Origin of the sequence: Cumulibacter manganitolerans (genome assembly GCF_009602465.1) — a bacterium.
GTDB lineage: Bacteria > Actinomycetota > Actinomycetes > Mycobacteriales > Antricoccaceae > Cumulibacter > Cumulibacter manganitolerans.
This window is the reverse complement of the sequence record NZ_WBKP01000001.1, coordinates 61,568-85,950: the sequence shown is the minus strand read 5'-3', so window position 1 is coordinate 85,950 and position 24,383 is coordinate 61,568. Positions and strand designations below refer to the sequence as shown.

General features: G+C 69.9%; 23 protein-coding genes. 8 read left to right on the top strand and 15 right to left on the bottom strand.

The genetic code is table 11. The features are described from left to right. Positions 1 to 413 precede the first annotated feature (413 nt). Both F8A92_RS00415 and F8A92_RS00410 read right to left on the bottom strand, forming a co-directional pair. On the bottom strand, positions 414 to 1,064 hold the full coding sequence (locus tag F8A92_RS00415) for a DedA family protein (RefSeq protein ID WP_153502610.1): 651 nt from the start codon (positions 1,062 to 1,064) through the stop codon (positions 414 to 416). A gap of 24 nt (positions 1,065 to 1,088) precedes the next feature. After that, on the bottom strand, positions 1,089 to 1,841 hold the full coding sequence (locus tag F8A92_RS00410) for an SDR family NAD(P)-dependent oxidoreductase (protein WP_153502609.1): 753 nt from the start codon (positions 1,839 to 1,841) through the stop codon (positions 1,089 to 1,091). Between the two features lie 127 nt (positions 1,842 to 1,968). Here F8A92_RS00410 and F8A92_RS00405 point away from each other — a divergent pair, with 127 nt between their 5' ends. Beyond that, positions 1,969 to 2,397, top strand: coding sequence for a DUF5709 domain-containing protein (locus F8A92_RS00405; protein ID WP_153502608.1), 429 nt, complete (start codon positions 1,969 to 1,971; stop codon positions 2,395 to 2,397). Positions 2,398 to 2,402: 5 nt separating this feature from the next. Further along, positions 2,403 to 3,845 (top strand): lipase maturation factor family protein, encoded by a 1,443-nt coding sequence (locus tag F8A92_RS00400; protein WP_153502607.1) that lies wholly within the window; start codon positions 2,403 to 2,405, stop codon positions 3,843 to 3,845. Between the two features lie 483 nt (positions 3,846 to 4,328). Here F8A92_RS00400 and F8A92_RS00395 read toward each other — a convergent pair whose 3' ends face one another. Both F8A92_RS00395 and F8A92_RS00390 read right to left on the bottom strand, forming a co-directional pair. Further along, positions 4,329 to 6,584 (bottom strand): penicillin acylase family protein, encoded by a 2,256-nt coding sequence (locus F8A92_RS00395; RefSeq protein ID WP_153502606.1) that lies wholly within the window; start codon positions 6,582 to 6,584, stop codon positions 4,329 to 4,331. Between the two features lie 64 nt (positions 6,585 to 6,648). Then, the gene (locus tag F8A92_RS00390) at positions 6,649 to 7,524 is read right to left on the bottom strand and encodes a potassium channel family protein (RefSeq protein ID WP_153502605.1); all 876 of its coding nucleotides are present in this window, start codon (positions 7,522 to 7,524) and stop codon (positions 6,649 to 6,651) included. Positions 7,525 to 7,719: 195 nt separating this feature from the next. On the opposite strand from F8A92_RS00390, the gene F8A92_RS00385 reads away from it, so the two are divergent. Further along, positions 7,720 to 8,124, top strand: a complete 405-nt coding sequence (locus F8A92_RS00385) for a ChaB family protein (protein ID WP_153502604.1) — start codon at positions 7,720 to 7,722, stop codon at positions 8,122 to 8,124. Between the two features lie 65 nt (positions 8,125 to 8,189). Here F8A92_RS00385 and F8A92_RS00380 read toward each other — a convergent pair whose 3' ends face one another. Next, positions 8,190 to 11,285, bottom strand: a complete 3,096-nt coding sequence (locus tag F8A92_RS00380) for a DUF3427 domain-containing protein (protein ID WP_153502603.1) — start codon at positions 11,283 to 11,285, stop codon at positions 8,190 to 8,192. 112 nt (positions 11,286 to 11,397) lie between these two features. On the opposite strand from F8A92_RS00380, the gene F8A92_RS00375 reads away from it, so the two are divergent. Next, entirely contained in the window at positions 11,398 to 12,015 is a 618-nt protein-coding gene (locus tag F8A92_RS00375) for an L-threonylcarbamoyladenylate synthase (RefSeq protein WP_153502602.1), read from the top strand. A gap of 33 nt (positions 12,016 to 12,048) precedes the next feature. On the opposite strand, the gene F8A92_RS00370 is transcribed toward F8A92_RS00375, so the two are convergent. The 3 genes from F8A92_RS00370 to F8A92_RS00360 form a co-directional block, all read right to left on the bottom strand. Further along, entirely contained in the window at positions 12,049 to 12,300 is a 252-nt protein-coding gene (locus tag F8A92_RS00370; protein ID WP_153502601.1) for a hypothetical protein, read from the bottom strand. Between the two features lie 244 nt (positions 12,301 to 12,544). Next, positions 12,545 to 12,868: a hypothetical protein gene (locus tag F8A92_RS00365; protein WP_153502600.1), complete on the bottom strand. Its 324-nt coding sequence runs from the start codon at positions 12,866 to 12,868 to the stop codon at positions 12,545 to 12,547. A gap of 51 nt (positions 12,869 to 12,919) precedes the next feature. Next, complete coding sequence (locus F8A92_RS00360; protein ID WP_153502690.1) at positions 12,920 to 13,348, bottom strand: Hsp20/alpha crystallin family protein; 429 nt, start codon at positions 13,346 to 13,348, stop codon at positions 12,920 to 12,922. 148 nt (positions 13,349 to 13,496) lie between these two features. Between F8A92_RS00360 and F8A92_RS00355 the strand changes: the two genes are divergently transcribed. After that, complete coding sequence (locus tag F8A92_RS00355; protein WP_153502599.1) at positions 13,497 to 13,820, top strand: MerR family transcriptional regulator; 324 nt, start codon at positions 13,497 to 13,499, stop codon at positions 13,818 to 13,820. 6 nt (positions 13,821 to 13,826) lie between these two features. Here the strand turns inward: F8A92_RS00355 and F8A92_RS00350 are convergent, their stop codons facing one another. Together F8A92_RS00350 and F8A92_RS00345 are read right to left on the bottom strand one after the other, a co-directional pair. Continuing rightward, positions 13,827 to 14,561, bottom strand: coding sequence for a hypothetical protein (locus tag F8A92_RS00350; protein ID WP_153502598.1), 735 nt, complete (start codon positions 14,559 to 14,561; stop codon positions 13,827 to 13,829). A gap of 128 nt (positions 14,562 to 14,689) precedes the next feature. Beyond that, the gene (locus tag F8A92_RS00345; RefSeq protein WP_153502597.1) at positions 14,690 to 15,541 is read right to left on the bottom strand and encodes an oxygenase MpaB family protein; all 852 of its coding nucleotides are present in this window, start codon (positions 15,539 to 15,541) and stop codon (positions 14,690 to 14,692) included. A gap of 277 nt (positions 15,542 to 15,818) precedes the next feature. Between F8A92_RS00345 and F8A92_RS00340 the strand changes: the two genes are divergently transcribed. After that, positions 15,819 to 16,685: a hypothetical protein gene (locus F8A92_RS00340; RefSeq protein WP_153502596.1), complete on the top strand. Its 867-nt coding sequence runs from the start codon at positions 15,819 to 15,821 to the stop codon at positions 16,683 to 16,685. 50 nt (positions 16,686 to 16,735) lie between these two features. After that, the gene (locus F8A92_RS00335; protein ID WP_194291295.1) at positions 16,736 to 17,677 is read left to right on the top strand and encodes an alpha/beta hydrolase; all 942 of its coding nucleotides are present in this window, start codon (positions 16,736 to 16,738) and stop codon (positions 17,675 to 17,677) included. A gap of 68 nt (positions 17,678 to 17,745) precedes the next feature. Here the strand turns inward: F8A92_RS00335 and F8A92_RS00330 are convergent, their stop codons facing one another. The 5 genes from F8A92_RS00330 to F8A92_RS00310 form a co-directional block, all read right to left on the bottom strand. Further along, positions 17,746 to 18,873, bottom strand: a complete 1,128-nt coding sequence (locus F8A92_RS00330) for an acyl-CoA dehydrogenase family protein (RefSeq protein ID WP_153502594.1) — start codon at positions 18,871 to 18,873, stop codon at positions 17,746 to 17,748. A 10-nt stretch (positions 18,874 to 18,883) separates the two neighbouring features. Further along, positions 18,884 to 20,089, bottom strand: a complete 1,206-nt coding sequence (locus tag F8A92_RS00325; RefSeq protein WP_153502593.1) for an acyl-CoA dehydrogenase family protein — start codon at positions 20,087 to 20,089, stop codon at positions 18,884 to 18,886. A gap of 302 nt (positions 20,090 to 20,391) precedes the next feature. Beyond that, entirely contained in the window at positions 20,392 to 21,060 is a 669-nt protein-coding gene (locus tag F8A92_RS00320) for a DUF1345 domain-containing protein (RefSeq protein WP_153502592.1), read from the bottom strand. Positions 21,061 to 21,067: 7 nt separating this feature from the next. Then, a complete protein-coding gene (locus F8A92_RS00315) occupies positions 21,068 to 21,973 on the bottom strand; it encodes an ornithine cyclodeaminase family protein (protein ID WP_194291294.1) in 906 nt (301 codons plus the stop codon). 27 nt (positions 21,974 to 22,000) lie between these two features. Next, complete coding sequence (locus F8A92_RS00310; RefSeq protein WP_153502590.1) at positions 22,001 to 23,593, bottom strand: DHA2 family efflux MFS transporter permease subunit; 1,593 nt, start codon at positions 23,591 to 23,593, stop codon at positions 22,001 to 22,003. Positions 23,594 to 23,722: 129 nt separating this feature from the next. Between F8A92_RS00310 and F8A92_RS00305 the strand changes: the two genes are divergently transcribed. After that, entirely contained in the window at positions 23,723 to 24,355 is a 633-nt protein-coding gene (locus tag F8A92_RS00305; protein WP_194291293.1) for an alpha/beta hydrolase, read from the top strand. Positions 24,356 to 24,383: the final 28 nt, after the last annotated feature.

Sequence of the window (24,383 nt, the reverse complement as noted above, 5' to 3'; positions counted from 1 at the left end):
AACCGCCGACCGGCCAGAAGCGCCTCGACGCCCCGGGGAGCTCGCCTCGCAGCCGCGGCCGCCGCGGACGAGACCCGACTGCCCGCGGTGGGTTTCGCCACGCTGCTCACGCTGGCGGTGGGTTCTGGCCCGCTTCCAGCTCTCGCGGTGGGTAACACCACGCTAAACGCGCGATAGCGGGGCACAACCCACCGCGCGAGCCCGCCGTCGCCGCCGGCCGGCCTACGCCGCGCCGCCCGACCGGCCGTCGTACGCCGCGCCGCCGCCGACCGGCCTACGCCCGACGTCCCACGGTGTCGGCAGCTCCCCCGGAAACCGTCGTCCTGGCGGCTCGCTGTCCACTCCGGGTGGACAGCGGGCCTCCGGCGCGACGTTTTCCGGCGCGGGAGCGCCCACCGTCAAAGCCCCTGGGCCTACGGCTTGCCGCCGGCCGATCGCGAGCGGTCGGAACCGGCCGTCCGCTCCCGGCGCCGCCGGGTGAAGTGCCAGACGACGAGCGCGCCGACAACGATTGCCGCGATGGTGACGGCGAGGCCACGGCCGACGTACTTCTCCACGGTGCGGTAGGAGTTGCCGGCGACGAAACCGAGGACGACGAATCCGGCGCCCCACACGATCCCGCCCAGGGCGTTGTAGTGCAGGAAGGTGCGGTACGGCATCCGGGAGGCGCCGGCCAGCGCCGGCATCACCGCGCGGAAGAACGCGGTGAACCGCCCGAGGAAGACGGCCATGCCGCCCCGGCGCCGCAGGTAGTCCTGAGCCGCGTCGACCCGGGGACGCAGGCGGGTCATCTTGTGGTGATCGAGCAGCTTCGGGCCGACGATGTGCCTGCCGACCTCGTAACCGACGCTGTCGCCGGAGATGGCCGCGGCGACGACCAGCACGATCATCAGCCAGAGGACGGCGTGGCCGCGGGACGCGTCGACGCCGCCGAGCACCGCCGCGGTCTCCCCCGGGATGACGAACCCGAGGAAGATCGCGTCCTCGGCGAACACCAGCAGGAACGTCACGACGTACACCCAGACGGGTGCGATGTTCAGGATGCCCTCGATCAGCTTGGTCACCAGGGCATTCTGCGCCTCATTGCATTAGAAGATGCTGTACCCGCCGTCGATGACCGTGCTGGTGCCGGTCTGATAGGCCGCGGCGTCGCTGGCCAGGTAGACCGCGATGCCACCGAAGTCCTCGGGGTTGCCCCACCGGCGCGCGGGCACCCGCGGGATCACGGCGTTGTTGAACTTCTCGTTGTTCTGCGAGCCCTCGGTCATGTCGGTGCGGATCCAGCCCGGCAGGACGGCGTTCACCCGGATCTGCTTGCGGGCCAGCTCGACCGCGGCGGCCTTCGTCAGCGCGATGACGCCCGACTTGGAGGCGCCGTAGGCGTAGTTGCGCGGCGTCGCGTCGATGGAGGCGAGGCTCGAGACGGTGATGATCGAGCCTCCCTCGCTCATCACGTTGGCGGCCTGCTGGATGGTGAAGAAGGCGCCGTCGAGGTTGACCGCCAGGACCCGGCGGAACTCTTCGGGCGTGACCTCGGCGAGCTTCTTCGGGCCCGCGCTGATGCCCGCGTTGGCGACCACGATGTCCAGGCCGCCCATCCGCTTGGCGGCCTCGGCGAAGCCGTCGGTGACCTGCTGCGGATCCGCCACGTCGACCTGCTGCGTCAGGAAACCGGCCTTCTCGTTGGCGGCGGCGGCCTCGTCGAGCTTCTCCTGGCGGCGTCCCCACAGCGTGACGGTGGCGCCGGCGTCCGCGAGCGCCTGGGCCATCGCCAGGCCGATGCCGGTCCCGCCGCCGGTGACGACCGCGCGCTTGCCGGTCAGGTCGAAGATGTGGGTCATGCTGAGCTCCCTCGTTCGGCCGCGCCCAGGACCGGCGCGTGGTGTTGCAGACCGACGTTAGTACGCGTCACTAACGATGTAGTCGCGCGGCCCCGTGCGCCGGTTCGGACGACGATAGGATTTCGGCATGAGTACCGAGAACGAGAACTACGGCGACTACAGCATCGACGAGGACGACCAGCTGCAACCGGCGGACACCTTGGACGACCGCGGCGTCGACGACGTCCTCGACGAGGGGTACGCGACGCGCGAGGGGTGGTCGGCCGCGCAGGGCTACGGCAACACCGCCGAGGAAGAGGCGCGCGGCGAGTCGCTCGATCAGCGGCTCGCTCAGGAGGAGCCGGACTTCGACCCGGACAAGGACACCTGGGACAACGACGAGCTCGACGACGGCGAGGTGGGCGGACGCCGTTCCGGTCGTCTTGTCGCACCGGACGAGGGCATCGCTCCGGACACGGAGCCCGAGTCGGTGGCCGACGACGTCGGCATCGACGGCGCGGCGGCGTCGGCTGAAGAGGCCGCCGTCCACGTCGTCGAGGACGACGAACAGCTCTAGCCGCCATGTCCCCCGCGTACGTCGTGGCCGCGGGGTGGGAGTGGGCCCAGGCGCCGGACGCGTGGCTGGGCCGCATGGTCCTCGAGCACGGCGTCGCGGCGCTGCTGCTGGTGACGCTGATCAGCACGATCAACCAGTTCCCCGGCCTGCTCGGCGCGCGCGGGCTGACGCCGATCGAGCCGTACTTGCGGCAGACGCGGTTCTGGGACGGCCCGAGCATCTTCCGCTGGCGCTACAGCGATCGGTACTTCCTGACCGCCTGCTGGGTCGGCGTGCTCATCAGCGCGGCGACGGTCGCCGGGCTGACCGCGATGCTGCCGGCGTGGGGCCACATGCTCGCGTGGACGGCGATGTGGGTGCTGTACCTGTCGATCGTGAATGTGGGCCAGCGGTGGTACGGCTTCCTGTGGGAGATGCTGCTGTGCGAGGTGCTGTTCGTCTGCGTCTTCATCGGGCCCCGCGACCAGGTGCCCTCCACGCTGGTGATCGCCGCGTTGATCTGGCTGCTGATCCGCGTGGAGCTCGGCGCCGGCCTGATCAAGATGCGCGGCGGCAAGGAGTGGCGCGACCTGACCGCCCTGGACTACCACCACGAGACCCAGCCGATGCCCGGGCCGCTGTCGTGGTACTTCCACCACCTGCCCAAGGTGCTGCACCGGGTCGAGACCGGCGCCAACCACGTGGTGCAGCTGGTCGTGCCGTTCCTTCTTCTGGCGCCGCAGCCGATCCGCTCGTACGCGGCGCTCGTCATGGCGCTGACCCAGGCGTGGCTCGTGCTGTCGGGCAACTTCGCGTGGGTCAACCTGCTGACGATCTGCCTGTGCCTGTCGCTGGTCGCCGATTCCGCGGTCGGGCTGGACGGCTTCCGTCCGGAGCTGGCTGCGGCGTCGGGCTGGGTGCTCGGCGTGCAGATCGCGTTCGCCGTCCTGTCGCTGGCGCTGGTGTACCACCCGCTGGTCAACCTGTTCTCGGCGCAGCAGAAGATGAACGCCCGCTACAACCCGCTGCTGCTCGGGTCGTCGTACGGCGCGTTCGGGACCATCGGCAAGCAGCGTCGCGAGCTGATCGTCGAGGGCTGCACCGAGCGGGGTGAGCCGTGGCGTGAGTACGAGTTCTACGGCAAGCCCGGCGATGTCGCGCACCGGCCACCGGTGGTGGCGCCGTACCACCTGCGCCTCGGCTGGCAGCTCTGGTTCGCCGCGCTGTCGTCGTACTTCCGCGGTCCGTGGCTGGACGTGTTGACCGTGCGGCTGCTGGAGGGCGAGCCGGCGGTGACCCGGATGTGCCGGGTGAACCCGTTCCCCGACGCGCCGCCGAGGTGGATCCGCGTCATGGAGTACGACTACCGGTACTCGACCCGCGCGGAGAAGCGCCAGACGGGTGCCTGGTGGGTGCGCTCGCACGGGCACGAGGTCATCCCACCCCGCCGCCTCGCCACCCGACCGTAGCCACCGCCCTACCCGCGGACGTCACCGCACGACCGCCCGTGGCCGGTGACACGGTCGGCGTACGGCGTCTCGACGTCGGCTCGTTCCTCGCCTCGCTCGACGACCGTGGAAGCAGCGCCACGGAGCCTCCCACCATGGTCGCCGAGCAACGACCGCCCGCCACCATGATCGCCGAGCGAACGGCCGCCCACCATGGTCGTCGAGCGAACGGAGCCGCTAGGCGGAGTGACGTCGAGACGCCGGGAGCGCCCGTCCGGACTACGCCGACGGCGTACGGCGTCTCGACGTCGGCTCGTTCCTCGCCTCGCTCGACGACCGTGGAAGCAGCGCCACGGAGCCTCCCACCATGGTCGCCGAGCAACGACCGCCCGCCACCATGATCGCCGAGCGAACGGCCGCCCACCATGGTCGTCGAGCGAACGGAGCCGCTAGGCGGAGTGACGTCGAGACGCCGGGAGCGCCCGTCCGGACTACGCCGACGACTTACGGTGACAGGGTGAGCCGGTCGGGGTAGCCGGTGATCGTGTCCCAGGAGTAGGTCATCGGCAGCATCTCGACCCGCGCCCACGTCTCGTGCTGGTCGACGTAGTGCGGCGACCGCGGGTCGCCCGACGTACCCGCGAGCACGACCCAGCGCGAGTCGTCCCAGCTGCCGACGTCGAACGCGTACCGGGCGACCGAGCCGTACATCGACGCGCTGTTGCCGGCGGCGACCGCGCCGGAGGCGAGGACCGTCTCGTTGTCGCCGCCGATCGGCTGCCCGGCAGGGTTGAGGGCACTGCGCTCGTCGGGGAACGCGCCGGCGAGCGGGTGCTGGAAGACGACGCGGTGACGCTCTCCCCACGGTGCCGGCGTCCCGCGCGCGCCGACGGCGTCGAGGGCGTCGGAGGCGAGCGCCTCCCAGGTCGAGCCGTCCAGCAGGGAGCGGTCGTCGTCCCTCAGCAGCGTGGCGAGGGTCCACCACATCTCCGTCACGGGCGCGAATCCGGGCGGCGGGGCGGCGTACGGCGAGGACGTGGTCTCGGCCAGACCGGTGCGCTCGGCCAGCAGGCGGGCCATCTCCCACCGCAGGTCGGTGTACGCCGTGGCGGCGGTGCTGTCGGCGTCCATCCGGCCGTTCCAGCCGGCGAGCAGGTCGACGAGAGCGCGGCCCTGGTCGGTGGACGGCGTGGCGCGGCCGGCGAGATCGATGAACATCGGGGCGTGCAGCGAGACGGCGTCGGCGTGGATGGCCGCCATGTCGGCGATCGTCGCCTGCGAGAGGTCGCCGAGGCGCGTCTGGATGCGTTCGGCGCGCTGCGGCGGATGGCAGTCGGTCGAGAGGTAGGGGCCGGCCTCCGGGTCGGAGTCGACGACGCGGTTGTTCGCCGTGACGAGGAATCCGCGCTCGGGGTTGACGAAGTGCGGCATCTCCTCGAAGGGGACGACGCCGTCCCACTCGTAGTCGCCACTCCAGCCGGGAACCGGCAGCCAGCCGTTGATCGGCCCGCGGCGCGGGACGATCGCGCGCGTGCGGTAGCCGATGGTGCCGCTGGTGTCACCGGCGACGAGGTTGTGGTCGACCAGGCCCCAGCCGCGGGTAGCTTCGAACAGCGCCTCGCAGGTGCGGGCGCGCATCATCGGCAGCATGCAGTCGAGTGAGTAGTCGGTCGGCGCGAACTGGATCGACTGCACGCTCAGCGCGACGCCGTCCTGCGGGTCGCCGACGATCAGCGGGCCGTGGTAGGTGGTGTGCACGTCGATGTCGACCGGCTTCGCGCCGCGGATCTCGATGCGCTCCGTACGCCGCTGCATCGGCAGCCATTCGTCCTTATAGAGGTACGTGTCGCCGTCGGTCTTCTCGATGAACAGGTCGTGCAGGTCCATGAACGCGATGGTCACGCCCCAGGCGACGTTCTCGTTGTGCGCGAAGTGCGGGAAGCCGGGACAGCCGGGGATCGTCAGGCCGATCAGGTCGAACTCGTCGCACGCGATGTGCTGCTGCGCGTACATCCCGGGGAGCTCGAAGTTGCGGTGCGGGTCGCCGGCGACCATCGGGCGGCCGGTCGCGGTGCGCTGCGGGCTGACGCACCAGTTGTTGCTGCCGCCGCCGGTGTACGACGGATCGCGCAGCGCCATCAGGTCGTCGATCGCCGGACCGAGCTGGGTGAGGTCGGCCGTCCAGCGCTCGGCCCGTTCGCCTTGCGGCACGATCAGCAGTTCGTTGCCGCCGTCGTCCCACCGGAGCTTGGCGACCTCGTCGAGCGGAAGGTGTCGCAGAGCCGCGGCGCGCCACAGCTTGTGCCAGATGGAGCCCATCAGGTAGCCGCGCTGACGCATCGCGCTGATGCAGTGCCAGGCCTGCCAGCGTTCCGGGGCGCCCCCGACAAGGGAGTACTCGTGGGGCAGCTGGTCGTTGGTGGCGGCGTGCTCGATCCAGGCGTTGACGCCGTCCGCGTACGCCGTGAGCATGTCGCGGGCCTCGTCGCCGATCGCCTCGAAGTCGCGGCGGGAGGCGCCGGCCGCATCCAGGCGGCGGGCGAGCTTGTCGGCCTCGAGGCCCTGCGGGCCGACCCACTCCGACCAGCGTCCGGCGATCTGCCGCCGGACGGCGTCCATCTGCCAGAGCCGGTCCCGCGCGTGCAGGTAGCCCTGCGCCACGAAGGCGTCATGCACCGTCGTCGCCCGCGCGTGCCCGATCCCCCATTCGTCGAAGTACACCTCGACGGGGCTGTCCAGAGCATCCAGAACCAGGTCCATTCGCCGACCCTAGCAACGGACCGGCGGCGAAGGACGGGTTGCCGCCGTACCAGGCAGACGTGGTTCAGGTAGCAGTCTTCTGGGCGTGGTCGGCGGCGTACGCGGCGAGTACGCCGCCGAGGGTCTCGTCCGTGTGCAGGTAGTTGTGTTCGAGCACGGCCCCCAGCTGCTCGAGGGCGATCGCGAGCTGGCGCCCGCTCCTGGACACACCGATCTCCGGTCGCGCGAGCGACGCGTCCCGCATGCGTACCGCGTACGGCAGCTGGCAGGGCAGCGAGATATCCGCATCCCGTTCCTGGAAGTAGTAGCTCTCGCTGTACTGCGTGAAATCGATGCGCACTTGCCCCACCTCGGCCGAGAGCTCGTCAAGCACCCGGCTTGCCGTCTCCGAGGGGATCGCGGCGAGGTCCTCGGCATAGTCGCTGTCCGCCAGGCTCTTCAGATGCAGAGCCAGCGCCCGGCGCCGCGACAACGGCGGGTACATCTGGGTGAACCAGGTCAGCGCCGCGGTGAGCAACGCCAGACCGGTGAGCGCCTCGAGAGGTGTGACGATGCGAATCCACGGGTCGACGGGCACGACGTCACCGAAACCGAGGGTCGAGAGCACGACGACCGAGTAGTACAGCGCCTGCACCATCCGCGGATACGCAGTCGGGTCGATGCCCGACGAGTAGGTGAACCCGTCGGTGATGTGCGGAAGGTAGATCAGCGCCCAGCCGACCGCGTGCATCGCCACCCAGACGGAGATGGCGACGACCATCGCAGCCGGCCCCAATACCGAACCAAGCCGGTGGCCCGTCGCCTTCGAGGCCCTCCACGCCTGCGCGAAGACCCAATGACTGACCCGCCCGCGCCCGCTGGGGTGCAGCAGGGTGTGGAACATGTCCGTCAGGCCGACCGCGATCAATGCCACGCCAACGACCGCCAGGAACACGTGCATGCACTGCTATCCCTTCTGCCTGGGCCGCCCGCGGGGAACCGATCGCGACGAACCGGCCTGACCAACCTGGTCACGACCATGAAGCCATACTCGGGGTAGGAACAGAGTGGGGTGGTGCGGTCCCGCTCTCCGGGCGAGCATGGACACGTACCGCCTGGGTACTACGACGTTGCACGCGACGAAGGAGGAACCACAATGCCCGCCAAGGATGAACTGCCCTCTACCCTGCAGCGCTCGCCGAAGAAGGCGCAGGAGACGTGGTCGAAAACGCACGACTCCGCGGTCGAGGAGTACGGCGAGGGCGAGCGCGCACATCGAACGGCCTTCGCGGCTCTCAAGCACAGCTTCGAGAAGGTCGGCGATCACTGGGAGGCCAAGGACCAGAAGGGACCCTCGGACAAGCAGGCCCAGAAGTCCGGGGCCAAGGCACGTCGAGGCGGTGACACCGCCGGCGGCGTGAACGCGAACGCTTCCAAGAGCCACCTGTACGACGTCGCCAAGCGGCTCGGCATCAGCGGCCGCTCGAAGATGGACAAGGACGAGCTGGTCGACGCCATCCAGAAGGCGAACGACAAGGAGACCCGTAAGGCACGGTCCTAGTCAGCTGGGCGTCAAGGCCGAACGCTTCGCACGTGCCATGCGGCGCTGCTACATCGACCGCCGAGCTATCCGACCGCGGAAGCGATCTTCCACACCGATTCGGACATCGGTGATCGGAGCCTCCAGGTGATCGCCATCGGCTTCTCACCGACGTGGCTGACGTAGTCGAGGGCGCCCAAGCAGCGAAACGGCGCTCCGCCGCCGAATGCGTCATCCCGGGCTTCACGAACGAAGAGCACGACCTCGGTTCCGAGCTCATCGTGCCGCCGATACCGACGCCCGACCTTGCCATCCGCGGGGGTCGAGTTCTGGCTCTCCCAGTGGAACAGGTCTCGGCTGATGGCGTAATCGCGGTACTGGATCGACGGCGCGAAGTGCTTGGTCGACTTGCGGAGGTTCACGAACAGCAGGTCCGTCTGGGTCGCTTCACACCACGCAACGCCGACTTGATGACTCGACGTGGCGCGACCGCCCTCGGTGTACCCGAACGCGGACAACGCCTCGTCGCGGCGATACAACCCATTCACCAACGCGGGCACCGCGGCAAGCCGCCCGTCGACCGGAACGGGTTGCTCGCGGAGCCGCACACGCAGGGCGCCGGTCAACTGCGCGATCTCAAAACCGAACTCCGTATCGACGCGGACCGCCTCGAGCGCGCGTTCGTAATCGTGGTCATCGACCGCCTTGAGCGGTCGATGCAATACGTGGATGAGCATCCGCGCCAGCGCTCGCTTCCGCGGCGTCAGGTCGCGGTACGCCGGCGCGTCTGGCCGACAAACGGAGGCAATCAGCTCGAGGCGCTCACGATCATTTACGTGCGTCAACGCGCGGGCGCGGTTCAGCAGCGGCGACGTGAGCTGATCGTGGCTCAATCGGGCGGCGTTGAGCGCCCCGATCCAGGTGTCGGCTGGGCGGGCGCCCCGATATATGTCGGAAAGCAGCATTCCGGTCTGCCGCAAGAGCACCTCGAGCTCTTCCGTGCCGGTCTGCCGCACGGCCTCGATGAGACGACGACGGCTGCCGCGTATCCGAGCCTTCAACTGATCGAGAATCCTGCTGCGGACCTGGCGCTGCAGAGTGATCGTCGAGCCGACCGGGACCTCGTACGAGTTGTCCTCGACCTGGACGAAGACGCTTCGGCTCCCCGAACGCACAAGCGCGGCGATCTTCGGCTCGAAATCGAATTCCTCACGATTGAGCCCGACGAAGTCGAGCACCGTGGTCACGCTCTTTCCCTCGTACTTGCGCAGCCCGCGACCGAGTTGCTGCAAGAAGACGGTGGAACTCTGCGTCGGACGCAGCAGTAGCACCGTGTCGACCGATGGGATGTCGATGCCCTCGTTGAAAACGTCGACGGTGAAGATGCAGCGCAACCGGCCCGCGCGTAACTCTGCAACCCAAGCCGCCCGGTCGCCGGCCGCGGTCTCACCGGTGATGGCTCTCGCCGGCAGGCCGAGATCGGTGAATCGCTTAGCCATGTAGTGGGCGTGCTCGACCGACACACAGAAGCCCAGCGCGCGCATGCTCGCGACGTCCTCGACCTTGCGGTCCAGCTCGTTGAGGACGATCCGTAGGCGAGACTCATTGCCGACGTACAGGCCGCTGAGTTGCTCGTCGTCGTAGCGACCGTTCACCCACCGGATTGCGCGTAGATCGGTCGCGTCGTCGAGCGCGAAGTAGTCGAAGGGGGTGAGCAGTCCACGATCCAACGCGTCCCACAACCTGATCTCGGCAGAGATTCGGCCGCCGAAGTCTCGTTCGACGATGTCGACCCCATCGCGCCGTTCGGGGGTGGCGGTCAACGCCAGGTATTCGAGCGGTCGAAAGTGATCGACGACCGCGGCCCACGAGCGGGCGCCAGAGTGGTGCGCCTCGTCGACGACGACCACGTCGAAGTGGTCGGATGGGATCTGATCGAGTCCCCTGGACAGTGACTGCACCGACGCGAACACCTGGCGCCATCGCGTCGGCCGCTCACCGCCGACGTACAACTCGCCGAACGAGGTGTCCTTGAGTACGCCCCGATAGGCCGCTCGTGCTTGTTCCAGGATCTCGACCCGGTGGGCGACGTACAGCAACGTGGGGCGTTGGGGACCGGCCGCGAGATCTCGATAGTCGAACGCCGCGACCATCGTCTTGCCGGTGCCCGTCGCGGCCACCACGATGTTCCGGTGCTGGCCGAGTTCGGCACGCGCCGTGCGGAGGGCGTCCAGGATCTCCGCCTGATACGGGTGCGGTGTCAGATCGAGGGAACTGATAAAGCGCTGGACGGCGCCGTCGGATCGATTACGACCGGCCGCGGCGGCGAGCGCACGCTCCAGACGTTCGCTGTCGCGGTCGGGTTGGAAATCTTGGAACTGCCCGCTGTTCCAGTAGCCCTCGAACACCGCTGCGACCTGACTCAGCACGCCGGGGTTTGCGCGGCGGGACAGGCGGACGTTCCATTCCATGCCGGAATCGAGTGCGGGCATCGAGAGATTGGACGACCCGACGAAGGCGGTGGAGAAGCCGGAGGCGCGAAAGAAGTGCCACGCCTTGGCGTGTAGTCGAGTGATCGCGGTGTCGTAGCTGATTCGCACCTCTGCCCCGAAGTCCTCGACGAGGCGGCGCAGGGCGGCCGCGTCGGTCGCTCCCATGTAGGTGGTGGTGAGCACCCGAAACGGTAGGCCGCGGTCGCGCGCGTCGATCAAGGCCTCCTCGAGATGCTTCAGGCCCGATTTCTTGATGAAGGCGCACAACAAATCGACGCGGTCAGCCGACTCGAGCTCCCGGCCGAGTTCCAGATGCAGGCGTGGGCCGCCGGCGGCGTTCGTGAATAGCGCGGTCTCCGAAAGCGGGACCTCGGGCCGTGCCCGCGATCCTTCGTCGAGCTCCCGACTGGTCAGCTGCTCGAGTTGCTCGACGGCGTCGTCACGCAGCGTCCGGAAACTGGGCTCGAGAACACTCATGACCCTCGTGACGAGAGCGAGCTTGCCTTTAGGTGACGTGTGCTGGTCGAGGTGATCGCGAAGGACACTGCCGACGTGCTGGAGCAGAAACTCGTCGACGTACTCGTCATCGACCAGCCCGAATCGCGCCCCGAGAGAGAGCGCGGCGAGCCGCCGGTCGAGCTGCTCGGTGCGCAGGGTCTCGTAAAGGCCGTCAACAAGGTCATCGGTCACGCCGGCAGCTTCTCAGAATGCTCCGACGTTCGCGACCAACGCGCTTACCCGTCACCGGCCGGGTCCCTCGACACCTGGGTAAGCGTGCGCGAGCGAGGTGCATACTCGGCGCATGGCGACGTACATCGACATTCACCCGGTGGATCCGCAACCGCGGCTCATCGAGAAGGCGGCCGCGATCATCCGGGACGGCGGGCTCGTCGCCTACCCCACCGACTCCTGCTACGCGCTGGGCTGCTCGCTGGGCAACAAGGACGCGTTGCAGCGGATCCGTGACATCCGCAAGCTCGACAGCAAGCACGACTTCACGCTCGTCTGCCGCGACTTCTCCCAGATGGACGCCTACGTCACGTTCGACAACTCGCTGTTCCGCGCGCTCAAGAACGCGACGCCGGGCCCGTACACGTTCATCATGAAGGCCAGCCACGAGACGCCGCGGGTCATGCAGAACCCCAAGAAGAAGACGGTCGGCGTCCGCATCCCGGATCACCGTGTCGCCCAGGCGCTCATCGAGGCGGTCGGATCGCCGATCGTCTCCAGCACCCTTCTGCTGCCCGACCACGACGAGCCGCTGCTGAGCGGCTGGGAGATCAAGGACGAACTCGACCACGTCGTCGACGCGGTCATCGAGGGCGAGTCGGGCTACACGCCGACCACGGTCGTCGACATGACCAGCGGTGTCCCGGAGGTCGTCCGCGTGGGTGCGGGCGACCCGACGCCGTTCGAGTAGCGCCGTCCACGGGTTCGTCCCCGCGCGGAGGGCTCAGATGTAGCCCGGAGCGGTGTCCGCGGCGGATTGCGGGACGCCGGTCCCGTCCCGCTTCTCGAGCAGCTCGCGCACGTGCTCGGTCAGGGACCCCAGCAGCTCGGTGACCGCCGAGCTCCACTCGAGCAGGTCGCCGTGCTCGTCCAGGTCGCCGTCGGCGAGGGCGGCGGTCAATGCGCGGTGGCTGCTGGTCACATTGGCCAGCGCGATGGCCAGGGCGGTGGCGCTGTCGGCACGTTCGGTCGTCATGACTGCTCCTCGTTCTACTTCCGCAGCGGGTTGCGACGTCGGGCGGCTCCGGCAGTACGCCGGCGCCGCGGTGGAGGAGGGTTGCTGCCCGGCCCGCCTGCAGTCGGTACGCCCACGGCGTTCGCGTCGCGCGCATTGCGCATCCGACGCCAAGGAAGGGAACAAACGTGCGGGCGGGGCAGCAACCACCTCGGACTCATGAAGGCGAAGAAAGGATCTGCCGACACCACCTGCCTTTCCTGTCTCACGCCTCGTTCGGTCGATCAGAGGAGTGCGCGCCTCCGCGCGGAGGTGAGCGCTCCCGTACCCACCCGTCGGTCCCGGGGGCGTGCGCCCGAGACGGCGGCTTGCGAAGCCGCGCGCCGCGCGCGGGGCGACGCCCGTCGGGACCCGTCGGCCCGGCTCCGGTGGCGGTCCGAGTGAGCGGCACGCGCACTATCCGCTGCGGCCACTCGGCGGCCATCAGGACCTCGAACTCCTCGCGTACCCACTGCGGGTCGTCCAGCAGCAGGGCGAGCTCCGGGTCGAGATCGACGCACCTCTCGCCCGCGCCAGGGAGGGTCTGCACCGTTCTCACCTGCCTTCCGTGCACCTCACCGGTCGGCCTAGGCGTCGCCGCTCAGGCGTCGATCGCCTGCTTGTCGCTGTTGCTGGAGATCTCGATCTTGCGCGGCTTGGCCTGCTCGGCGACCGGGATCGTCAGGGCGAGCACCCCCGCCTCGTAGCTGGCCTGGATGCGCTCGGTGTCCAGCGTGTCACCCAGGAACAGCTGCCGGCTGAAGACGCCGCGGGGACGCTCGGCGGCGATCAGCTCGCTGTCGCCCTCGCGCGGCGGACGCTCGGCGCGCACCGTGACCACGTTGCGCTCCACGTCCAGGTCGATCGAGGACGGGTCGACACCCGGGAGATCGAACTCGACCCGGAAGACGTCACCTTCACGCCATGCGTCCATCGGCATCAGGGTCGGCCGGGCAGGAGTGCCGTTGGTGCCGAACATCTGCTGGGTAATCCGATCGAACTCGCGGAACGGGTCGGTCCGCATCAGCATCGTGACCACCTCCAACTCCTCACTTTCTCGATGCTGAACCAGATCAGGCGACCTGCCGATCTGTATTGTTGGCTATAGATATTGTTATAACGCTGCGCATAGTGGCGTGCAACACTGATCGGGAAAATTCTTGGCGGAAGGCGGCTCGATGGGCTCAGCCGACAAGCGCGAGGCGGCGGCCAGCACCGTGCCCGACAGCGCGCGCGGGGTGTACGGGATCTCGGTGGCGGCCGAGCTGGTCGGCATGGGCGTACAGACGCTGCGGCTGTACGAGGCGCGCGGTCTGCTCGAGCCGGCCCGCACCGAGGGCCGCACCCGCCGCTACAGCGCGGACGACCTCGACCGGCTGCGGCGCATCGGGGACCTGCTCGCGGCCGGGCTCAACCTGGCGGGGGTCGCCATGGTGCTGGACCTGGAGTCCCGGCTCGCGGCGCAGCAGCCCGGGGAAGAGGGCGGTCCCGAGAGATCGTGAGGCGCCCTACCGGGCGGGTGGCTGCTGGTCGAAGCCCGGACCGTCGTGCGGCCGGGACGGCTGGCCGGGCTGCGGGTCGGCCGGACCGGGCTGCTGAGCTCCGGGCTGCTGGGCGCCGTACTGGCCGCCCGGCTGCGCGCCGTACGGCTGCCCCGGCTGCTCTTCGGGCTTCTCCGCCCACGGCGGATTCTGAGTGGGCGGCTGCGGGGGGCCGCCGTAGGTCGGCTGTCCCGGCGCGTGCAACGCGCCCGGTGACTGCGGACCGCCGACCGGCCGGCCCCACGTGGGCTGGTTGGCCGCCTGCGGACCGGACACGGCCTGGCCCCACGGCGGCTGGTTGCCGGCCTGCGGTGCGGACGGCGGCTGGCCCCAGGGCGTGTGCGATCCGGTCTGCGGTCCCGATGCCGGCTGGCCCCACGCCGGCTGCGGACCCGTCTGCGGCGCGGACGCCGGCTGGCCCCAGCCCGAGGGACCGCCGGGTCCCGCCGTGTTCGGGGCGGACGGCGACGAGCCCGCCCACTGGCCGTTGCCGACCCACTGACCCGCGGTCGCGGCCTTCTGCTTCTTCGCGCCCTGCGCCACGGCAACACCGACCAGCGCGATGCCGATGAGACCCACGATGATTCCGGCTGCGGGCTGGGCGTCGTCCAACAGCTCCATCAGGCGAAACTGGAAGCCGATCTCTGGGAGAATCAGCGATCCGAAGCCGAAGATGATGAGCAGGATTCCGAGCTGGATCATGAGGGTCGTGTCCAATCATCGAGGGGCAGGACGAACTCCGCGGGCTCCGACGCCGGCCGCCGGCCCCTGACCGCGGGCCACCGTTCAGCGCACGGTTTGAAAGCGTAGACCTCCTGGTGAGCGCCGTGTCACGACGTCCGCGGAGCGGTCATGATCCAGCGCAGTGTGCCCACCGACATGGATCCGGCCAAGCGCCCGGCGAGGGGCGTCACTCCGCGCAGGTGCGGGATCCGCAGCATTGCCAGAGCCCACGGCGGCAGGGTCGCCGCGGCCGCGATCGCGAGCCCTGCGTAGCCGCCGCGGGCGAGCATCGGCACCGGCGGCTGCAGCAGCAGAAAGCGGGCCACGTCGAGAGCCTCGGGGGTGGCTCGCAGCTCCGGGCGGTACGACGCCAGGACGTCCTCGAGCTCGGCGACCGACCGGGGCGCACGCTCGACGCCGAGGGCCTCGGCCGTCTCGGCGGTCTGCGCGACGTACAGGTCTGCGTCGTGCGCCGACAGCGCCGCGGAGCCGAACTCCTGGTAGGTCTGCAGGAAGCTGTCGATCTCGGCCGCGTGCACCCACATCAGCAGATGCGGATCGCCGGCGGAGTACGGCGTACCGTCGTCGGCCACGCCGACGACGCGCTTGTGCACGGCGCGGACGATCCGCACCGCCCGGTCGGCGTCCTCACGCACCGCGAAGGTGGTCTGCGCGATGAAGTCGCTCGTGCGTTGCAGCCGGCCGAGCGGGTCGCTGCGGAAGCCCGAGTGCTCGGCGACGCCGGCCATCGCGAGCGGGTGCAGGCTCTGCAGCAGCAGCGCGCGGATGCCCCCGGCGAACATCGAGGCGTCGGAGTGCACGCGCCAGATCGGGTCGCGGTCGGTGAAGCGGCGCTCACCCGGCTTCGCCCAGATCTGCGCAGCGCGTTTCTCGGCATCGTCCCCGGCGATGCGGCTGCGGACCGCATCGCGCAACCGGCCGCGCACTGCGTCGATCATCGCCCGCTCCTCGCCTGTGGTGACTGCTGGCTCCGACACTCACTGTATGAGCGAAGTCCTCCGTCGACCGGGCTTCGCTTCCAGGCGACGCTTCAGGCCGGTCCAGACGTTGCCCTCCATGCGTCGACCGAGCGCTACCGCCGCATCGCCCGTGACCTTGGTCCGGACCGTCGTGCGGCCGCAGCGTCGTGGCTCCGCGCCGGACGATCGTCCATACTGCTGTGATGAGCCAGGACCTGCGCGAACGGGCGGGACACCGCCGAGTCGGTCGTCCGCGGTGACCCTGGAAGAGGTGGCCGCCGAGCTCTACGGCCTGACGCCCGCGGAGTTCACCGCGGCGCGGAACGCACGCGCCAAAGCGGCCCGGGCCTCGGGTGACCGTCAGCTCGGCGACGCCATTCAGCGGCTCCGCAAGCCGACCAATGCCGCCTGGCTGGTCAACGTCCTGGTGCGCCGCCATGGCGAGGAGATCGGCCAGGTCATCGCCTTGGGCGAGAAGCTGCGCGAGGCCCACAGCCACCTCGAGGGAGCGCAGCTGCGGACCCTCGATCAACAACGCCGCCAGCTGATCCACGCGCTGTCCGCGCAAGTGACCGGGCTCGCGCGGGAGCTGGGGCACGGCGTCAGCGACAAGGTGCGCGCGGAGGTGGAGGAGACGCTGCATGCCGCCATGGCCGACCCGCACGCCGGGGCCGCCGTCTCGAGCGGCTTGTTGACGGACGCGTTCGAGGCCTCGGGACTCACCCCGGTGGATCTGGACGGTGTGACGGCCCTGCCGCTCACGGCTGCGGCGTCCACGCCGACGAGCATCAAGGGATCCGGGCCGCACAGGGACAGGAAAGCGGAACGCGCCCGCGCTGACGCAGAACGCGCAGTGGCGGAGGCGGAGTCGGAACTGCGGCGATCGGAGGAGGCGGTGAAGGTGACCACCGACGCGGTCTCCGACGCGCGCCGCCACCGCGAGAGACTGCAGAACGAGCGGGAGCGGCTCGAGCAGCAGCTGGAGGACCTCCTGCGCGACCTCAGCTCTGCCCGGCAGGCGCAGGAGCACGCGGAGCGTCAGCACGAGAGTGCCGAACGCGACGAAGCGGCGGCGCGGCTCGCCGCGGAACGCGCACAGTCACGGCTGAACCGGTTGGGCTAGTCTGGCCGGCCGGTTTCTCTGACATCGACCGATTGGCCGGGAGGATGCGCGTGCGCACCGTCGAATCACGCATCGCCGCTCGTTGCCGTCGCGCCGGTATCGCCGCTGCTCTGCTGGCCGCGTCGACGCTCGTCGGCTGCGGCTCCGGAGGCGCAACGGGCCAGGTCGTTCGCGACGTCGCGTACGCGCGCGACTCTCGCAGCCAGGCACTCGACCTCTACCTGCCGGCGCGCGCCGGAGGCGATGCCCTCCCGTTGGTCATCTACATCCACGGCGGCGGCTGGGAGCACGGCGACAAGAGCCAGATCGACAGCGCCGCAGGAGCCGACATCAAGGCGTTCAGGGACTCGCTGCTCGCCGCCGGGTACGCCGTCGCGGCGATCAACTACCGGCTCACCGGCGAGGCGATCTGGCCCGCGCAGATCCACGACGTGAAGGCGGCCGTCCGCTACCTCTCGACGCACGCCGCGCGATACCACCTCGACGCCGGCCGGTTCGCGGCATTCGGCGGCTCCGCCGGCGGTCACCTCGTCGCGCTGCTGAGCACCACCCATGGCGAGCCGAGCATGGAGGGCGCCGTCGGCACCAGCGACGGCTCGAGCGTGATCGAGGCGGCCGTGTCGTTCTTCGGCGCCTACGACCTGCCGACGATGCAGCCCCAGGCAGCGGCCCGCTGCGGGTCGGCGTACGGCGAGGTGGGCCAGAGCAAGCTGATCGGCGGTCCGCTCACGGAGGCGCCGTACGCCGAGCTGGCGGCCGACGCGAGCCCGGTGAACCACGTCGACTCGGGCGACGCGCCACTGCTGCTGCTGCACGGCACGAAGGACTGCGTCGTCGCCCACGACCAGGCCGACGAGATGCTCGCCCAGCTCGAGGCGGCCGGCGTACCGAGCGGGCTGATCTCCTTGGACGTCGGTCACTCGGACCCGGCCTTCTTCACCGACGAAGACGTGGTCGACCAGGTGCTCACCTTCCTCGACGAGCACATCTGAGGCTCCGGTGCACCGATCGGCATCAGCGCACGAGCCTGCAGATCGGGAGAACTCACCGGCCGATAGTGCTAGCGGGCCGGCACGCCCGCCGCCGCGCCGACCGCCCGAAGGTGGAAATCCGGATCTCCGAACATCGGCTCGAAAGCGAGGATCCGCTTCGCGTAGTGCCCGATCGGCAGCTCGTCGGTGGTGCCGATGCCGCCGTGCAGCTGGATCGCCGACTCGAAGATCGTCCGGCCGAAGCGCGCGACCTGAGCCTTGAGCACCGCTGTGTCGACAGCCGAAACCGTCCCCGCCTCTGCGAGCGCGGTCGTGTGGAGCAGGGTGGCACGGGCATTCAGGTACGCCATCTTCATGTTCGCCATGCGATGCGCGAGCACCTGGAAGCTGCCGATCGGTACGCCGAACTGCTGCCGCGTGGCGGCGTACTCGATCGTCTGCCGCAGTAGCGCGTTCATCGCCCCGACGGCCTCCGCGGCGAGGGCGATGATGCCGTTCGCGATGATCTCCTCGATCACCTCGGTGGCGTCCTGCGCCAGCAGCTGGGCGGGCACGTCCTGCAGGTCCACCGAAGCAGCGGCCCGACCGTCGATCGTGCGGTACTCACGGAACGAGATCCCCGGGGCGGACGCATCGACCAGCAGCAGCGCCAGGCCCTCGGGATCGCGGGCGGCGCCGTCGAGCCGCGCGGTCACGACGATCGCCGACGCCTGCGCGGCACCGAGCACGAGCTCCTTGCGGCCGGTGAGGCGGTGGCCGCCGGCGCCCTCGCGCGCGGTCAACGCCACGTGCGCGGCGGCCGGCGTGCCGGCGCCTTCCTCATGGGCGAATGCGACCTGGGCCTCGCCGCCGATGACGGCCTCGAGCAGTCTGCTCGCCGGGTCCGAGCCGGTGGCGGCGCGCAGCGCCTGTCCGGCGAGAACCACGCAGGACACATATGGCTCGACACAGAGGTACTCGCCCAATATCTCGCCCACGGCGACGATGTCGGCCATCGTGCCGCCGATCCCTCCGGCCTCCTCGTCGAACGGCAGGGCGGTCAGTCCGAGCTCGGTGAAGTGCTTCCACGCGTCACCCGACCACGGGCGGTCGGACCGAAGCAGCTCCTGGCGCTGATCGAACGTGTACGTGCGGTCCAGGTAGCGAGACAGGCTGTCACGGAGCGCTTGCTGCTCGCTGGTGTAGGTAAGGTCCATGTCTCCTCCGTCAGCGCCGGCCCAGCGTGCGGGCAACCAGATCGCGCTGGACCTCGTTGGTGCCGGCGTAGATCGTGGTCGCTCGGCTGTTGAGGTACCAGGGCATCGCGGTCAGCTCGAACTCACTGCCCAGCGGTTCCACGCCGGACCCGACCTCGATCGCCTCGAGCTGTCGCGGAACGGCGCCGACGCCGGCGACCCGGGTTCGCAGCACGGTGAGCCGCTGAGTGATCTCACTGCCCAGGACCTTGTTCATCGACGGTGTCGCCGGATCCTTGGCCATCGGATGACCGCTGTGGATGAGCTTCTCCACGCACTCGAACGAGATCACGTCCGCGGCGACCTCCCCGAGGTCACGCTGAAAGACCGGATCGTCCGCGAGGTTGCCGCCGTACGGCGAGGGAACCGTCCGCGCGGCCGCACGGATCTGCTCGAGGTGACGACGCATCCGTGGCGCGGTGACCGACGCCCCGCGCTCGTAGGTCAGCAGATGCTTCGAGATCGCCCAGCCGTCGTTCTCCTCACCGACGCGACCGGACGCCGGCACCCGCACGTCCTCGAAGAAGACCTCGCACTGTTCCTCCTCGCCGGCCAGATTGACGATGGGGCGGATCTGCATTCCCGGGTAGTCGACCCGGTCCAGCAGCAGGAACGTGATGCCGGCCTGCTTCGGCCCGTCGGTGCTGGTACGCACCAGCATGAACATCCGGTTCGCGCGATGCGCGAGCGTCGTCCAGATCTTGCTTCCGTTGATGACGTAGTCGTCGCCGTCGCGCACCGCGGAACAGCGCAGCGAGGCCAGGTCCGAGCCCGACCCGGGCTCGGAGTAGCCCTGCGTCCAGTAATCCGCTCCGGAGAGGATCCCCGGCAGGTAGCGCTTCTTCTGCTCGTCGGTGCCCTTGTCGATGATCAGCGGGCCGACCATCTGCAGGCCGTTGGGAAGCAGCGGTGGCAGATCGCGGCGGGCGTACTCCTCGCTGAAGACGTACCGCTGCTCGAGGCTCCAGCCGGTGCCGCCGTACTCCGCCGGCCAGCCCGGCGCGGCCCATCCCTTGTCGTTCAGAATGCGCTGCCACTGCATGGCCTGGTCGAACGGCGCGAACGCGCTGGTCGTACGCCGACCCGCCTCGCGGATGGCGTCGGTGGGTGCGGTGTCGAGGAACGCCGCAACCTCCGTGCGGAACGCCTCCAGCGCGGGATCCCGGTCCAGGTTCATCGGCTGCTTCCCTGCGAGCGCAGCTGCTGGAATCTCGCGACGGTGAGCGCGTCGCGCTTGTCCGGTCGGGTCACGGTCGGCACCACCAAGCCATCCTGATCCTCGCGCTGCACGAGACTTCCAGAGTCGGCATCCGACACAATCGATCCCCTTGCACTCAGGCATGCCGTCCGCGGACGGCGGGCGGTCTTCCGTAGCCTGTAGAAACATGACACGTTAGTCAAGTGACCGCTGATCCTCTGGCGAGGTCGACCAGCGACGTACGCGTCACCAGGAAAGGCCGAGCCGACCAGAATCGCTGCTCAGCCGAGGCCGGCGATGATGTTGACCGCCGCGCCGATGATGACCACGCCGAACACGAACGCCAGCAGGCAGTGCCGCAGGACGGTGCGCCGGATCGCCTTGTCGCTGACCGACGTGTCGGAGACCTGGTAGGTCATGCCGAGGTTGAACGCGAAGTAGGCGAAGTCGCGGTAGTCGGGATCGTCCTCGCTGTTGAAGTCGATGCCGCGCACGCCGTCGAAGTAGTAGAGGTGGGCGTATTTCAGCGCGAACGTCGTGTGGATCAGCAGCCAGGACAGCGCGATCGTCGCGACGCCCAGCAGGGTGACCACCACGCGGTCGGCCCCGTCGGCCTTCCCGGCCTGGGCGAAGTAGTAGCCGACCGCGCCCAGGCTGAACAGCGCCGCCAGGACCATCACCAGGTCGACCGTGCCGCGCCCCGGGTCCTCGCGCACCGCGTGCACACGGGTCTGACCCGGCGTCATCGGGCCCAAGGAGATCCAGATCCACAGCAACCAGACGAGGCAGGCCACGCACCACCCCACGCCGACGGCGTACCGCGGGTCCGCCAGCAGCCCGGTGACCGTCGCGGCCAGCACGCCGAGCAGCGTCCCGGCGGCGAACCGGGTGCGCGCCGGCGTGCGCGCGGCCCGCGACGGCGGCGTCGTCCGCTCCTTCTCGATGGTCATGTCGGCCCTACGCCTGGGCGGACGGCGACTGCGCGACGACCGCTGCTCCCAGCGCGTCGAGAAGCGCCACCTCGGTGCCGCCCAGGCCGCACGACTGGAAGAAGGTCAGCCGGCGTCCGCGCAGTCGGTCCGGACCTGGATCGAGGTGGTGGCCGAGGTGCTCGACGCCCTGCGTGCTGCCCGTGAGCGCCTCGAGCTGGGCGAGGGAGTCGGTGCTGACGAACGACTCCTCGAGCAGCGCTTCGTCGTACTCGGCGGCGCCGGGAACCTTGGCACCGAGCGAGCTGAGATGCGCGGCGTCGGCGATCCAGCCGGCCTCGACCACCGGCTCGTGGGCGGTCGTCGCGAGGACGACGATCTGCGCCCCGTCGACCGCGTCGCGAGGATGGTCGACCGACCGTGCGGGCAGCCCGAGCCGGTCGACCAGCCGCCGGGCGAACGCGACCCGGTGGTCGGCGGTCGGCGAGTAGACGCGTACGTCGGTCAGCGGCCGGGTGGCGGCGATCGCCCAGGCCTGCCAGTACGCCTGGATGCCGGTCCCGATCAACGCCAGCGAGGTGGCGTCCGCAGCGGCGAGCGCGTCGACCGCGACGCCGCCGATCGCGCCGGTGCGCGCGATGCCGACGAGGCTGCCGGCGTGCACGTACTTCAGCCGTCGGGTGGCCCGGTCGAGACAGGTCACCACCTGGTCGACCTTCCCCGGCGCGAGGCTGTCGTAGCTGCGGTAGCCGTACACCTCGGCAGTGGCGCCGGTCGTGTATGTCATCTGACCGGCGCCGAGATCGGCGGTCACCCGAGCGGGTGCCACCACGTCACCGCGGGCGAACCCCGCGATGACGCCGCGGACCGCTCGCATCGCGAGCTGCGGGGTCAGCAGATCCTTGACGTCGTCGTCGTTGAGCAGCAGGGCCATGCTCGCCATGCTGTCAGAGCCGGGATATCAGCCGCGTGCGGCGGTCGCCTCCGCGGGTACGTCGGCACCGCGCCGCGGCCGCATGCCGGAATGCGTCGGCCGGGCGAAGAACAGCGCCGCGACGATGCCGACGACGAGCACGGCCGCCGCGAGGTACAGCGACTCGCCCATCGCGCGCGCGAACGGCTCGCGCAGCGGCTCGGGCAGCGCGCCGGTCGCCGACGCGTACGAACCGCCACCGCCGCCCGACGGCGCGCCCTGCTGCGCGAGCACGGGAGCGAAGTGGTGCGAGATCCGGTTCTGCATCAGCACCCCGATAGCGGCGCTGCCGAGGACGGCGCCGACCTGGCGGGTCATGTTGTAGACGCCGGAACCGGCGCCGGCCAGCCGCATGGGCAGGTTGCGGTTGGCCGTCGCGGCCAGCGGCGCCCACACGAACGAGCCGCTCAGACCGAGCAGCCCGATGGGCAGCAGGATCTGCCAGACGGCGGTCTTGTCGCCGAGGACCTGGCCCAGCCAGAACAGCCCGATCGCCTGGCCGGCGAAGCCGATACCGGCCAGCAGCCGCGGGTGCAGCTGGTCGGTCAGCCGGCCCGCGAGCGGCGCGAGCGCCATCGACCCGATCGCCAGCGGGATCATCAGCATCGCCGAGCGGATCACAGTCAGGCCCATCGACTTCTGGGCGAACAGCATCAGCGGGATCGCCATGCCGGTGACCGCGAAGCCCATCGCGCAGATGCCGATGTTGGCCAGGCTGAAGTTGCGGTCGCGGAACAGCTCGAGGCTCATCAGCGGCTCGCGACGATTCGCCGACTGCCACCACACGAAGGCGGCCAGCAGCACCAGACCGGCCGCGATCAGCGACCACACCACGGAGTCCCAGTCGCGCTTCTGGCCCTCCTGCAACCCGTACGTCAGGGCGAACAGGCCGATCGTGTTCAGCGCGATCCCGGCGAAGTCGAACCGGTGGGCGTGCGTCTCGAGGCGCGGCACGAGCCGGGCAGCGGCGACGAGCGCGATGATGCCGACGGGGACGTTGACGTAGAACACCCACTGCCAGCCCAGCGTCTCGGTGAGCAGCCCGCCGGCCAGCGGGCCGACGAGGATCGCCACGCCGGCGACCGAGCCCCACAGGGCCATCGCCGTCCCGCGTTTCTCGGGAGCGAAGGTGCGGGTGATCACCGCCATGGTCTGCGGCGTCATCAGCGCCGCGCCGAGACCCTGCAGCACGCGAGCGAAGATCAGGAGCTCGATCGACCCCGCCAGCCCGCACAGCCCCGAGGCGACGGTGAACACGACGAGGCCGATCATGTAGATGCGCTTGGGCCCGAACTGGTCGCCGAGCCGCCCGCTGACCAGCAGCGGGACGACGTACGCCAGCAGATAGGCGCTGGTCACCCACACCACGCTGTTGAGGTCGGTACGCAGCCCGACCATGATCGAGTCGGTCGCCACGGACACGATCGTCGAGTCGACCAGGATCATGAAGAAGCCGATGACCATCGCCCACAGCGCCGGCCACGCGCTCGCCGGTGCCGACGGTTGCGGAGAGTCGGGCTCCTGAGTCGCCGAGGCCGGTCGGGCCGACGCGTCGCCCGCCGACTGTGTCGAGGTCGTCATCCGTCCATGGTGGCACCAGCGGCCGACAGATTTCATCCCGATCCGTGCCCAGCACGCCTTCCTCGCGCGGTGCCCGGAACCTGCCGCCCGGCGGGCGGCGCCGCGGCGTCCGCGGGTACGTTCGAGCACATGACTGCTGAGGTGAGGGGCTACCTGCCGGACGAGTGCGACGGCGTCGTGGTCGTGCTGCACGGCGGCGCCGAGACCAGCCTGATGGCGGTGCAGTGGTGGAACCCGGCCGTGCTGCGGATGCTGCCGTTCGCGTGGGCGGTACGACGCGCCGCCGGGCCCCGCGTCGGCGTGCTACGCGTGCGCAACGAGCTGCTGGGCTGGAACGGCCACCGGCAGTCGCCGCTGGACGGCACCCGGTGGGCACTCGATCAGGTGCGCGCCGCACACCCGGACACGCCGATCGTGCTGGTCGGGCACTCGATGGGCGGCCGCGTCACGCTCAACCTGGCCGGCGAGCAGGACGTCGTCGGTGTGGCTGCCCTGGCGCCGTGGATCGTCGAATCGGACGGCGTGCACGCCCAGTCTGGGCAGCGGGCGCTGCTCATGCACGGGCGCTCCGACCGGATCACCGACCCCGCCCTCACCGAGCGGTACGCCGAGCGGCTGCGGGCGCGGGACGTCGACGTCCGGCTCGAGCTGCTGCCCAACGAGGGCCACGCGATGCTCATGCGGGCGCCGGTGTGGCACCGGACGGTGGCCGAGTTCGCGACCACCACCCTCAGCGTGCAGCCGCGTTCCGCCGCGCGCTGACGCACATCCGACCGGCGCCGGCACGCGC

Excerpts from the sequence above, each read along its gene's own strand:
- F8A92_RS00410 (WP_153502609.1), bottom strand. The coding sequence starts at position 1,841 with ATGACCCACATCTTCGACCTGACCGGCAAGCGCGCGGTCGTCACCGGC.
- F8A92_RS00405 (WP_153502608.1), top strand. The coding sequence starts at position 1,969 with ATGAGTACCGAGAACGAGAACTACGGCGACTACAGCATCGACGAGGAC.
- F8A92_RS00400 (WP_153502607.1), top strand. The coding sequence starts at position 2,403 with ATGTCCCCCGCGTACGTCGTGGCCGCGGGGTGGGAGTGGGCCCAGGCG.
- F8A92_RS00395 (WP_153502606.1), bottom strand. The coding sequence starts at position 6,584 with ATGGACCTGGTTCTGGATGCTCTGGACAGCCCCGTCGAGGTGTACTTC.
- F8A92_RS00390 (WP_153502605.1), bottom strand. The coding sequence starts at position 7,524 with ATGCACGTGTTCCTGGCGGTCGTTGGCGTGGCATTGATCGCGGTCGGC.
- F8A92_RS00385 (WP_153502604.1), top strand. The coding sequence starts at position 7,720 with ATGCCCGCCAAGGATGAACTGCCCTCTACCCTGCAGCGCTCGCCGAAG.
- F8A92_RS00375 (WP_153502602.1), top strand. The coding sequence starts at position 11,398 with ATGGCGACGTACATCGACATTCACCCGGTGGATCCGCAACCGCGGCTC.
- F8A92_RS00370 (WP_153502601.1), bottom strand. The coding sequence starts at position 12,300 with ATGACGACCGAACGTGCCGACAGCGCCACCGCCCTGGCCATCGCGCTG.
- F8A92_RS00360 (WP_153502690.1), bottom strand. The coding sequence starts at position 13,348 with ATGCTGATGCGGACCGACCCGTTCCGCGAGTTCGATCGGATTACCCAG.
- F8A92_RS00355 (WP_153502599.1), top strand. The coding sequence starts at position 13,497 with ATGGGCTCAGCCGACAAGCGCGAGGCGGCGGCCAGCACCGTGCCCGAC.
- F8A92_RS00350 (WP_153502598.1), bottom strand. The coding sequence starts at position 14,561 with ATGATCCAGCTCGGAATCCTGCTCATCATCTTCGGCTTCGGATCGCTG.
- F8A92_RS00345 (WP_153502597.1), bottom strand. The coding sequence starts at position 15,541 with ATGATCGACGCAGTGCGCGGCCGGTTGCGCGATGCGGTCCGCAGCCGC.
- F8A92_RS00330 (WP_153502594.1), bottom strand. The coding sequence starts at position 18,873 with ATGGACCTTACCTACACCAGCGAGCAGCAAGCGCTCCGTGACAGCCTG.
- F8A92_RS00325 (WP_153502593.1), bottom strand. The coding sequence starts at position 20,089 with ATGAACCTGGACCGGGATCCCGCGCTGGAGGCGTTCCGCACGGAGGTT.
- F8A92_RS00320 (WP_153502592.1), bottom strand. The coding sequence starts at position 21,060 with ATGACCATCGAGAAGGAGCGGACGACGCCGCCGTCGCGGGCCGCGCGC.
- F8A92_RS00315 (WP_194291294.1), bottom strand. The coding sequence starts at position 21,973 with ATGGCCCTGCTGCTCAACGACGACGACGTCAAGGATCTGCTGACCCCG.
- F8A92_RS00310 (WP_153502590.1), bottom strand. The coding sequence starts at position 23,593 with ATGACGACCTCGACACAGTCGGCGGGCGACGCGTCGGCCCGACCGGCC.
- F8A92_RS00305 (WP_194291293.1), top strand. The coding sequence starts at position 23,723 with ATGACTGCTGAGGTGAGGGGCTACCTGCCGGACGAGTGCGACGGCGTC.